The organism is Faecalicoccus sp. (genome assembly GCF_036552745.1).
Classification (GTDB): Bacteria; Bacillota_I; Bacilli_A; order Erysipelotrichales; family Erysipelotrichaceae; genus Faecalicoccus.
In genome coordinates, this window is the sequence record NZ_JAXKBY010000042.1 from 1 (window position 1) to 11,390 (window position 11,390).

9 protein-coding genes and 1 pseudogene are annotated in these 11,390 nt (G+C 42.1%); all 10 read left to right on the plus strand.

Annotated elements, in window-relative coordinates; all coding sequences use genetic code 11:
- On the plus strand, positions 1 to 772 hold a 772-nt coding region (locus tag U0M88_RS02150; RefSeq protein ID WP_331868757.1), incomplete at its 5' end, for a substrate-binding periplasmic protein.
- A gap of 19 nt (positions 773 to 791) precedes the next feature.
- A complete protein-coding gene (locus U0M88_RS02155) occupies positions 792 to 1,475 on the plus strand; it encodes an amino acid ABC transporter permease (RefSeq protein WP_022789489.1) in 684 nt (227 codons plus the stop codon).
- A complete protein-coding gene (locus U0M88_RS02160; protein ID WP_195222402.1) occupies positions 1,468 to 2,199 on the plus strand; it encodes an amino acid ABC transporter ATP-binding protein in 732 nt (243 codons plus the stop codon). The genes U0M88_RS02155 and U0M88_RS02160 overlap by 8 nt, the downstream gene beginning before the upstream one ends.
- Complete coding sequence (locus U0M88_RS02165) at positions 2,196 to 3,290, plus strand: aminotransferase class I/II-fold pyridoxal phosphate-dependent enzyme (RefSeq protein ID WP_272006321.1); 1,095 nt, start codon at positions 2,196 to 2,198, stop codon at positions 3,288 to 3,290. Before U0M88_RS02160 ends, U0M88_RS02165 begins: the two co-directional genes overlap by 4 nt.
- Positions 3,291 to 3,319: 29 nt before the next feature.
- Positions 3,320 to 3,820: a DUF1307 domain-containing protein gene (locus U0M88_RS02170; protein ID WP_168964656.1), complete on the plus strand. Its 501-nt coding sequence runs from the start codon at positions 3,320 to 3,322 to the stop codon at positions 3,818 to 3,820.
- A gap of 39 nt (positions 3,821 to 3,859) precedes the next feature.
- Positions 3,860 to 4,495: a metallophosphoesterase family protein gene (locus U0M88_RS02175; protein ID WP_168964655.1), complete on the plus strand. Its 636-nt coding sequence runs from the start codon at positions 3,860 to 3,862 to the stop codon at positions 4,493 to 4,495.
- A 16-nt stretch (positions 4,496 to 4,511) separates the two neighbouring features.
- Positions 4,512 to 5,333: a Cof-type HAD-IIB family hydrolase gene (locus U0M88_RS02180; RefSeq protein WP_168964654.1), complete on the plus strand. Its 822-nt coding sequence runs from the start codon at positions 4,512 to 4,514 to the stop codon at positions 5,331 to 5,333.
- A 59-nt stretch (positions 5,334 to 5,392) separates the two neighbouring features.
- A complete protein-coding gene (locus U0M88_RS02185; RefSeq protein ID WP_331868758.1) occupies positions 5,393 to 5,794 on the plus strand; it encodes a GNAT family N-acetyltransferase in 402 nt (133 codons plus the stop codon).
- A gap of 188 nt (positions 5,795 to 5,982) precedes the next feature.
- Positions 5,983 to 10,077, plus strand: a complete 4,095-nt coding sequence (rpoB, locus tag U0M88_RS02190; protein ID WP_331868759.1) for a DNA-directed RNA polymerase subunit beta — start codon at positions 5,983 to 5,985, stop codon at positions 10,075 to 10,077.
- 3 nt (positions 10,078 to 10,080) lie between these two features.
- Positions 10,081 to 11,390 (plus strand): annotated as a pseudogene (locus U0M88_RS02195) (DNA-directed RNA polymerase subunit beta'); the annotation flags it as partial.

Here is an 11,390-nt window from a genome sequence, read left to right on the forward strand (position 1 = left end):
ACATATGAGCAAATTATTAAAAATGGGATTAGCAGCTGCTATGGCTGCCACAATGGTTGGATGTTCAAACAGTGAACCGGCTACAGAAGACAAAGATACAAAAACGATCACAATTGGTATTTCACCAGATTATGAACCTTATGAAAGTCTGAATACAGAGAATGAGATGGTAGGGTTTGATATCGACATGGTTGACTGGTTTGAAAACTACTTGAATGAAAATGAAGAAACTTCGTATAAGTTCGAGTTTAAGCAGATGGACTTCGATAACATCGTTACACAGATTCAGGGTGATCAGATCGACTTGGGAATTTCCGGATTCACTTATGATGAAGACAGAAAAGTAGAATGGAGCGAGCCGTATCTTGGTTCTGCACAGGTAGCCGTTGTACCGGCAGGTTCTGATATTACTTCCATCGATCAGCTGGCCGGAAAATCAATTGCGGCACAAACCGGGGCAACCGGAGAACAGGCTGCCAAGGATGCCGGTGGAGAAGTAACAGGTTTGAAAAACGTACAGGATATCATGAATGCCTTGAGCGCTAATCAGTATGATGCGGCTGTTATCGACTCTGGTGTCGCCAAGAGCTATGCCGAAAGTGAAAACTTTACTGTGTTAGATGGTGTCTTGATGGATGAAAAGAACTACATCATTGCCAAAGAAGGCAACACAGATATGATCGATTTGATCAATAAATGCATCGAAGCGTTCATCGCCAGTGATGATTATGCCAAGATGTGTGAAGAATACGGTCTTACGGCAGTAGAATAAATGAAAGAAGAGGGATAGTATGTTTTCAGCCTTTGAGCAGGTATTTACACTGGAGACGGCGCTATACTTTGCGAAAGGAGCGTTAGTATCATTAGGGATGGCCATACTATCCCTATTTATTGGTTTGATACTCGGTGTTTTGGGAGCCAGTGCCAAGCGTTCTAAATATATCGTATTGCGTGCGATCGGTAACTTTTATGTAGAAGTGATTCGAGGAACACCAATGTTGTTACAGATTTTGATCATCTTCTCGGTGATTCCTTCGATCTATACCGCCATTACCGGCGAAGTATTGCGAATCAATGTGTATTTAATTGGTATCATTGCCATGAGTATTAACTCCGGTGCGTATTCAACGGAATTGATTCGAAGTGGGATCAACGGTGTGGATAAAGGACAATGGGAAGCCTGTGAAACCTTAGGATTAAGTTCATGGCAGACTATGCGTTTTGTCGTATTACCGCAAGCCTTTAAGTTGATCGTTCCACCGATCATCAGTGAGTTTGTCACTTTGATCAAAGACAGCTCTCTGACAAGTACCATTGGTGCTATTGAGTTATTAAAGAGTGCGCAGATCGTAGGTGCTGAATACTATGAAGTAATGTCGCCTTATTTTTTAGCGGCGATCTTCTATTTAGTAATGACGATCAGTATTTCTTATATTGGAAAACGTGTAGAAAAGAGGTTGGCTGTCAGTGATTAAAGTAGAACATATTCGCAAGAATTTCGGACAACTGCATGCGCTAAAAGATGTATCGCTGGAAGTCAATCAGGGAGAAATCGTATCTTTGATCGGCCCTTCCGGTTCCGGCAAGAGTACATTGTTGCGATGCGTTCATGGTCTTGAAAAAGTAGATCAGGGAAAAATTTATATGAATGGGGAATTGATGGATCCCAAGGATGAAAAGAAATATCGTCAACAGCGCAATAAAATGGGCTTTGTGTTCCAGCACTTTAATTTGTTTCCCAATATGACCGTTTTGGAAAACTGTAATCTGGCACAAATTCAAGTATTGAACCGTTCTAAGGAAGAAGCGGAAAAAACATCCTTGACGTATTTGGAAAGAGTTGGACTGGCCGACAAGAAAGATGCCTATCCCAACAATCTTTCCGGGGGACAAAAACAGCGTGTGGCAATTGCCCGTGCTTTATGTATGAATCCGGAAATGATGTTGTTTGATGAACCAACCAGTGCTCTGGATCCGGAGATGATCAAGGAAGTGCTGGAAGTTATGAAAGATTTAGGAAAACAAGGAATGACGATGATCGTGGTCACACACGAAATGGGCTTTGCCCGCAAGGTGGGAAGTCGTGTTGTATTCTTAGATCATGGCGAGATTGTGGAAGATTCACCAAGTGAAGAGTTTTTCTCCAATCCACAATCCGATCGTGCTAAAGATTTCTTAAGTAAGGTATTCTACGAATGAAACTGGCAGATTTTAAAGTTGAACAATGGATGAATGAGAATGAAGGACAAGCTAAGTACAATTTGACGGACACTTGTGCTTCTTCTTTTTCTATGGAACAACTCTTACAAATGGTAAAGACAGATGTATCCAAACTGGTTCTGGATTATGGAGAGATTCAGGGAAGTTTGGCATTTCGGCAACAGATTTTATCTTTGTATAAAACCGGAAGTGTAGAAAATATTACCACCACCAACGGTTGTCTGGAGGCCAATGTGCTTGTGATGGAAACCCTTTTAGAGCCACAGGATCATGTGATTGCCTGTGTTCCGGGATATCAGCAGTTTGTCAGTTATCCCCAATCTTTAGGGTGTACAGTTTCTACGATTCAGCTTCGTCCGGAAAGTCTGTGGCAGCCTAATCTGCAGGAATTTTTGGATGCGATCCAGGATCATACAAAATTGATCATTTTAAATAATCCGAATAATCCCACCGGTACACAATTTCAACTTCCTTTTTTAGAAGAATTGATCAAGGTTTGTGATCAAAGAGGAATCTATATTTTATGCGATGAAGTCTATCGGGATCCAAATCGTTTGCCAAGCATCAGTGATCTGTATCAAAGAGGAATCAGCACATCTTCTTTAAGCAAGATGTATGGTCTTGCGGGGCTTCGTTTAGGATGGATCAAGGCCGAACAGGATCTGATCACTAAGATCAACAGTCGAAGAGATTATACGATGATCTCAACGGGTCCTTTATTAGATGCCTTAGGTGCAGCGGCTTTAGAAAACAAAGAATCGATTCTGCATAGAACAAATGCGATCCTGGATCAAAATCGGTCCTTTTTAAAAGAATGGTTAAAAGATCAAGATTTATTTGATTGTGTGATTCCCGAAAACGGAACTGTATGTTTTTTAGAGATCAAAGGGATGAAAGACAGCGTAAAAACAGCGCAATATTTATTAAAAGAGCACGGCATCTTTTTTGTGCCCGGCGCTTGTTTTGATCAGGAAGGCTTTATGCGTTTAGGTCTGGGGCAAGATCCAGATCAATTTAAAGAAGGCTTGATCCGTCTTTTTGATATCTTGAAATCTAAAAAAGGCTTATGATACACTGTAGGCGTTAAGGGGCTGATGAAATGAAAAAATTGGGGATGATCCTGGTATCGGTGGCATTGCTTAGCGGGTGTGCCAGATTAAGTGATTTTAATACGGATAATAGCCGTACACAAAAAGAACAGAAAGAAGATAAGACGCCGGCCACAATGACATGTACCAGTGATAAAAACGATACATTAACGTTTGAGGCAAAAGGAGATCAGATTCAAAATATGACACAGGTATTTACGATGTCTTTTGCGGATCTGGGAATACGAGAGGATCTGGATGCACAAAGCATTCAAGATAAGATCAATCAGTCGCTACAGTCTTTATATGACCTGAAAGGTGTTGAGGCAACCGGAAAGATAGTAGAAGATCATGTAGAGATCACATTGCGTGTAAATTATGAAATTGCCAATGACAAAGAACTTGTAGAAGCCGGTCTTTTACAGGAAGGAGAAAGGGATAGCGAGCATATCTCGTTAAAACAGACTCGTAAAAGTCAGGAAGCTTCTGGTTATACATGTACAGTAGAGTAAAGCGGCTTGACCGCTTTTTTTCATAAGGGAGGTGAGATCATGCGCTATTATATTGCGGACTGTCATTTCTTTCATCGTGCATTAAATGAACATATGGATCAAAGAGGTTTTGAATCGGTGGAGGCGATGAACGCTTATATGATTGAGCGGTGGAATGCGAAAGTGCGGAAAAATGATGAAGTTGTCATATTAGGTGATTTCAGTTGGGGAAAGGCCGATGAAACCCAGGAAGTTTTGAAGCAGCTTCATGGCCGTCTGTACTTGATCAAGGGAAACCATGACCGCTTTTTAAACGATAAGGACTTTGATGCCTCCCGCTTTTTATGGATCAAAGACTATGCGGAATTGAATGAAAATAAACGAAAGGTCGTTCTTTGTCATTATCCGATTGCCTGTTACAATGGACAATATAGAAAAGATGAAAGCGGCAATCCCAAAACGTTTATGCTGCATGGTCATATTCATAAAACGCAGGATCAAATGTACCTGGATGCGTATCAAAACTTTGTCCAAAAGCAGATGCATCGCAGTATTGCAGGGAGTATGGAACACGTACCATGTCAATTTATCAATTGTTTCTGCATGTATTCCGATTATCAGCCTATGACATTGGATGAATGGATCGAGATCGATCGACAGCGAAGAAAGAACGAGCAAGCTTTGGAAATGAAATAATTAAAGGAGAGAACGTATGAAGAATACAGTGACTTTAGTGGCAACTGATCTAGATGGAACTTTTTTGAACAGTCAAAAGGAAGTATCCGATCTTAATCGAAAGGCCATTAGCGCTTTAAAACATCAGGGAATCTTATTCGGTATCGCTTCCGGACGTCCGGTAGAAACTGTGCATGCGATGCTTGAACAATGGAAGATTGCGGACAGTGTCAGCTTTATCATGGGGATGAATGGCGGTGTGATCTATGATATACGTCGTCGTACCAAAGAAGAATATCATTTATTGGATGGAGAGATCATACTGGATATCATACATTTTTATCAGGATATGGATGTCATTTTTCATGTGTTGGTTGGGGATATTCGCTATACCAGTAAATCCACTCCGGAAACAAGGGCACATGCGAAGTTGTTTGGTGAAACCGAAATTGAAATCGATCTGGAAAGCTTTTTAAAGGATCGAACGGTCAATAAGCTGATCATTTATTGTGATCCGGACTATATGCCTAAAGTTTTAGAGCGTTCTAAAAAGTTTAAACGAGAAGACTGTGTTGGTTTTAATACGGCCAATAACTTATTTGAGTATTGTGATCCGGCTATTAATAAAGGGTATGGAATTCAAAAGCTGTGCAAGCACTTTGGTGTGAATCTGGAAAACTGTGTGGCCTTTGGCGATGAAGCCAATGATATTCAGATGTTAGAAAAGGTAGGCATGGGTGTCTGCATGAAAAATGGATCGGATGGGGCCAAAGCAGCTGCCAATGTGGTCAGTGAATATACAAATGATGAAAGTGCATTAGGACGTTTTTTGTTCGAACATGTATTAGAAATGGAATAAAGATCTTGTGATGAGATCTTTTTCTTTATTTTTGGATACAGAGAAAGTGAGAGAAAAAAATGCTTATTGAATATAAGGATACAAAGGAATTTAGCGCATCGCAGCTGCAAAGATTGTTTTTGTCTGTAAACTGGGAGTCGGGCAAGTATCCTGAAAAGCTGGTAAAAGCAATGCGAAACTCGACACATGTGATTTCAGCATGGGATCAAGATCGACTGGTGGGACTAGTACGTGCTTTAGATGATGGTCAAACCGTTGCGTTTCTTCATTATCTTTTAGTCGATCCCGAATATCAGGGAATGCATATTGCGGATCAGATGATGAAACAGATTTTAAGCTTTTTTGATGAGCTGCTCTATATAAAAGTGATTTCTTCCGATCCATCCACAAAAAGCTTTTACACACGCTATGGTTTTTGTGAGTATGCGAATTATTCAGCTATGGTGCGTAAACAATTTTAAGGAAAGTATGGAAAAAGGCCGATTTTTTCGGGGAAAGAACATTTTTTAAAATTTGTCAAGAAAATGTGTTAATATAGAATTGACAGTTTGCATTCTATAAGCTAATATAATAAATTGCATAATAGTCTAAGGGGGTAGTGCGCCTTAGGCTACAACGCAAGACAAAAATCAACGAAAGGATGGCATGCATGGACACAAACAAAGCGTATCACATCCTCGAATGTGGCAAAAAAGCAACACGTCGAGATTATTCCAAAGTAAGTGGAAAACTGGAATTACCAAACCTTGTTGAGATTCAGACCAATTCATTTAAATGGTTTACCAGACAGGGGATTCAGGAAGTATTTGAAGAAATTTATCCGATTGAAAACTACGGAAAAAATATCAAGTTGAACTTTCTTCGCTATCATTTTGCACAGCCAAAATATAATGCGGAAGAATCCATGTACAGAGAGTGCAATTATGCGGCACCTTTGTATGCGGAAATGGAACTGGAAATTACCGATCCGAATACCGGAGAAGTCGTTACGAAAAACGAAGAAGTTTATTTAGGTGACTTCCCGTTAATGACGGAAACCGGAACATTTATCATCAATGGAGCGGAACGTGTTATCGTTTCGCAGATCGTGCGTAGCCCGGGGGCTTATTTCTCAGAAAGCTATGATGAAAAGACCGGAAAACAGAACTATGCCTGTGAATTGATTCCAAGTCGTGGAACTTGGCTGGAATTCATGACCGAACAAAAGAAGACTTCAAACGGAAGAACGATCAATGTATCGATCGACCGTCGCCGTAAGATTTTATTTACGATCCTTTTTAAAGCAATCGGTATGTCTTTGAATCTGGAAGTGAACGAAAATACAACGGATACGACACAGATGGAAATCTTCTTAAAGGCCATGGGAAGAAACTGGGATGAAGTCGCAACCGATCCGGAAAATCGTGAATACATGAACTTGTATTTGTTGTTATATACGGCGTTCTTTGGAAAATATGAAGAAATTGAAAACACGTTGTTGAATGACAAAGTGAAGACGACACAGGAAGCTTTATTGTCTTTCTATGAAAACCAGAGAAGTGATGAAATTCCTACGTTAAATGGTTCCATTACGTTGATGCAGGCGAAGTTCTTTGATCATCGTCGTTATGATCTGACAAAAGCCGGACGTTATAAGCTGCGTAAAAAATTGAATGCGATTGCCAGAATGGATGGTACAACGCTTGCACATGATATCGTGGATGTTGATGGCAATGTGTTTATGGAAAAGGGTACTGTCATTCACCGTGACCAGCGAAATGCACTACGTGAACAGCTTGCCAAAGGACCATATTGCACGCCTTATCCGTTCCGTTCTGAATTCCATGAAGAAGACATCGTCAGCGTTCCAACAAGCTATAACAGTGGCTTGATCGGACGAATCCTGGCAAAAGATGTAGAAGTGGATGGCGTATATTACGAACAGGGAACTGTATTGACAGCACAGGATGTTAAAGAACTGCAGGAAGTGGAAGAAATTGCCGTTTACGGTGGATTGATTGCTCGCCCGGTTGTTTTGACAGCTGAAAACAGTGAATCTGTATTTAACTACGGACAGCGTTTATATGCTTTGGGTCGTTTGACCAATGCCAAAGGACAGGACATTGTAGATGCGCAGATGGAATTAGTAGCACCACGCTATACCGTAGGGGTAGAACCGGATGCTCTGGAAGAGGATGTTGTTAAGGCACTGCGTATTCGTGCCAACCAGGAAGAAATCACCGCATGGTTGATCGGTGCCTGTGTACAGGAAGTCTATGTCATTGATAAAGAAGGCGATGAGATCAAAATCTGCGGAAATGATCCGTTAGCCAATAAACATACGATCACAATGTCTGATATGTATGCCTTCTTCTCTTATAATATGAATGTTATGGAAGGTGTAGGCTCAACCGATGATATCGATATGTTGGGAAACCGTCGTATTCGTTCGGTTGGTGAACTGATCCAAAACCAGTTCCGTATCGGTCTATCTCGTATGGAACGTGTTGTCAAAGAGCGTATGTCCATTCAGGAATTGGAAAACCTGACACCAAGAAAGCTGACAAACATTCGTCCGTTAACAGCGGCCATCAAAGAATTCTTCTCGAGTTCACAGCTCTCTCAGTTCATGGACCAGCAGAACCCATTGGCTGAATTGACAAACAAACGTCGTATTTCTGCCTTAGGACCTGGTGGTTTGACACGTGATCGTGCCGGTTTCGAGGTTCGAGATGTTCATACTTCTCACTATGGTCGTATTTGTCCAATCGAAACCCCGGAAGGTCCAAACATTGGTTTGATTTCCAACCTGACATCGTATGCCAAGATCAACGAATATGGTTTCATCCAGACACCATATCGTATTGTTAATAAAGATGGTACCGTACAGGAAGAAGCGGTGTATTTAAGTGCCGATGAAGAAAGTGATTACCTGATTGCCCAGGCCAACGAGGTTCGTGATGGTCGTTTGATCAATGGACATGTCGTTGTGCGTAAAGGTGGGGAAACGATCATTGCCAATCGTGAAGATGTAGAATTGGCGGACGTTAGTCCAAAACAGATCGTATCGGTAGCAACAGCTTGTATTCCATTCCTGGAAAATGACGATGCTTCCCGTGCCCTGATGGGTGCCAACATGCAGCGTCAGGCCGTACCTTTGTTGCAGCCACATTCACCATATGTCGGAACCGGAATCGAACATAAGATTGCCAAAGACTCCGGTGTCGGTATCGTGGCCAAGGAAGATGGAACAATCAAGTATGTTGATAGTCTTCGTATCGTTGTAGAAACGGAAGACCATAAAGAACATACGTATCAGCTGCGTAAATTTGCCCGCAGTAATGCTTCTACCTGCATCAACCAGCGTCCCATCGTAGAAGTTGGTGAAAAAGTAGAAAAAGGCGATATTTTAGCCGACGGTCCTTCTATGGAAAACGGTGAGTTGGCCTTAGGACAAAACGTAACTATTGCCTACATGACTTGGTATGGTTATAACTATGAGGATGCCATCATCATGTCTGAACGTATGGTCAGTGATGATGTCTATACATCCATTCATATTGAAGAATATGATATTGACTGCCGTGATACAAAGTTAGGTCCGGAAGAAATCACTCGTGATATTCCAAACGTGGGTGAAAGTGCAGTTCGTAAACTGGATGAAAACGGAATTATCATGGTCGGTGCCGAAGTAAAAGAAGGCGATATCTTAGTTGGTAAGGTAACGCCAAAAGGACAGAGTGAAGTATCACCGGAAGAAAAACTGTTATTGGCGATCTTCGGTGAAAAATCACGTGAAGTTCGTGACAATTCCTTAAAGGTACCACATGGTGGAGCCGGTATCGTACATTCGATCCGTGTCTTTAAACGTGGTGATGGATCGGAGCTTCCACCGGGAGTTAACATGCGTGTTAAAGTCTATATCGTTCAGAAACGTAAGATCTCCGAAGGGGATAAAATGTCCGGACGCCATGGAAACAAAGGTGTAATCTCCAAGATCCTTCCAATCGAGGATATGCCGTTTACGGCTGATGGAACACCAATTGATATCATCTTGAACCCATTTGGTGTACCTTCTCGTATGAATATCGGACAGATCCTGGAAATCCATCTGGGTTATGCTGCTAAGAAATTAGGCGTAAAATTTGCCACACCGGTATTCGATGGTGTATCCAATGAAGAATTGGCCGACATCATGAAAGAAGCACAGATGACCAGCGATGGGAAACAGGTATTGTACGATGGACAGACCGGTCAGCCATTTGATGAACGAATCAGTGTCGGTGTCATGTATATGATCAAGCTGGCACACATGGTTGACGATAAGCTGCATGCCCGTGCAACAGGACCATACTCATTAGTAACACAGCAGCCGTTAGGTGGTAAGGCACAGAACGGTGGTCAGCGTTTTGGAGAGATGGAAGTTTGGGCTTTGGAAGCTTATGGTGCCGCTCATACGCTGCAGGAAATCTTAACGATCAAATCCGATGATATTCAGGGACGTATCAAGACATATGAAGCCATCATCAAAGGTAAGGATATTCCGGAACCGGGTGTACCTGAATCCTTCCGTGTATTGGTACACGAGCTGCAAGGTTTGGCTATCGATGTTCGTCTGTTGGATGAAAACAACAATGAAGTCGATTTAAATCCGGATGATGACGATGATGTGCCAGTAGCACATCAACCGCTTCCAAAAGAAGAACTTGTCAACGATATGGAAGAAGAAAATACCGATGAAATAGAAGAAGAGGAGGCTGAGTAATACATGTCAATCAATAATTTTGCCTCAATTCAGGTACGTTTAGCTTCACCGGAAACCATTTTAAAGTGGTCACATGGTGAAGTCACAAAACCGGAAACTATTAACTACCGTTCACAAAAAGCAGAGCGTGACGGTTTATACTGTGAGCGCATTTTCGGTCCAACCAAGGACTGGGAATGTGCCTGTGGGAAATATAAAAAAGTGCGCTTTAAGGGTGTTGTCTGCGACCGTTGTGGGGTAGAAATCACAAAGGCCAGCGTTCGTCGTGAACGTATGGGACACATTCATTTGGCAGCACCTGTGGCTCATATCTGGTACTTGCGTGGAATCCCCAGCCGTATGGCTTTGTTGTTGGATGTGACACCAAAACAGCTGGAAGAAGTGGTATATTTTGTCAGCTATATCGTAACCGATCCAAAGGATACGGATTTAGCTTATAAACAGATTCTTTCGGAAAGAGAATATCGTGAAAATATCGCGATTTACGGAAGTCAGGCTTTTACGGCACAGACCGGAGCCGAAGCCGTACTTCGTTTGTTGCAGGATGTTGATCTGGAAGAAGAATATCAGAACGTACAGGAAGCTTTGGATAAAGCCCAGGGAGAAAAACGTAAAAAGTTGATCAAACGTTTGGATACGATCAATGCGTTCCGTCAAAGTGAAAACGAACCGGAATGGATGATTCTGACCAATATTCCGGTTATACCACCGGATCTGCGTCCTATGCTGCAGCTGGATGGTGGACGTTTCGCAACCAGCGATCTAAACGATTTATATCGTCGTGTCATTACGCGAAACAACCGTCTGCGTAAGTTGTTAGATTTAGGAACACCAAACATTATCGTCCAAAACGAAAAACGTATGTTACAGGAAGCAGTGGATGCGCTGATCGATAACGGACGTCGTTCCAAACCGATTACCGGTGCCGGTGGACGTGCCTTGAAATCTCTGTCTCATTCTTTGAAGGGTAAACAGGGACGTTTCCGTCAAAACCTGTTAGGAAAACGTGTTGACTTCTCCGGACGAAGTGTTATCGCTGTAGGACCGGATCTGAAGATGTATCAATGTGGTATTCCACGTGAAATGGCAGTCAACCTGTTTAAGCCATTCATCATCAATGAAATCGTAAATCAGGGATTGGCAGCCAACCCGAAAAATGCCGAAAAACTGATTGAACGTCGTGATCCTAAGATGTGGGATGTCGTAGAAAAGGTTATCGATGGCTATCCAGTATTGATGAACCGTGCGCCGACATTGCACCGTTTGGGTATTCAGGCCTTCTTACCAAAACTGGTTGAAGGACGTGCTATGCG

Bases quoted from the DNA above. Each gene is read 5' to 3' on its own strand.
- U0M88_RS02180 (WP_168964654.1), top strand. From the start codon at position 4,512: ATGAAGAATACAGTGACTTTAGTGGCAACTGATCTAGATGGAACTTTT.
- U0M88_RS02185 (WP_331868758.1), top strand. From the start codon at position 5,393: ATGCTTATTGAATATAAGGATACAAAGGAATTTAGCGCATCGCAGCTG.
- rpoB (WP_331868759.1), top strand. From the start codon at position 5,983: ATGGACACAAACAAAGCGTATCACATCCTCGAATGTGGCAAAAAAGCA.
- U0M88_RS02175 (WP_168964655.1), top strand. From the start codon at position 3,860: ATGCGCTATTATATTGCGGACTGTCATTTCTTTCATCGTGCATTAAAT.
- U0M88_RS02170 (WP_168964656.1), top strand. From the start codon at position 3,320: ATGAAAAAATTGGGGATGATCCTGGTATCGGTGGCATTGCTTAGCGGG.
- U0M88_RS02155 (WP_022789489.1), top strand. From the start codon at position 792: ATGTTTTCAGCCTTTGAGCAGGTATTTACACTGGAGACGGCGCTATAC.
- U0M88_RS02165 (WP_272006321.1), top strand. From the start codon at position 2,196: ATGAAACTGGCAGATTTTAAAGTTGAACAATGGATGAATGAGAATGAA.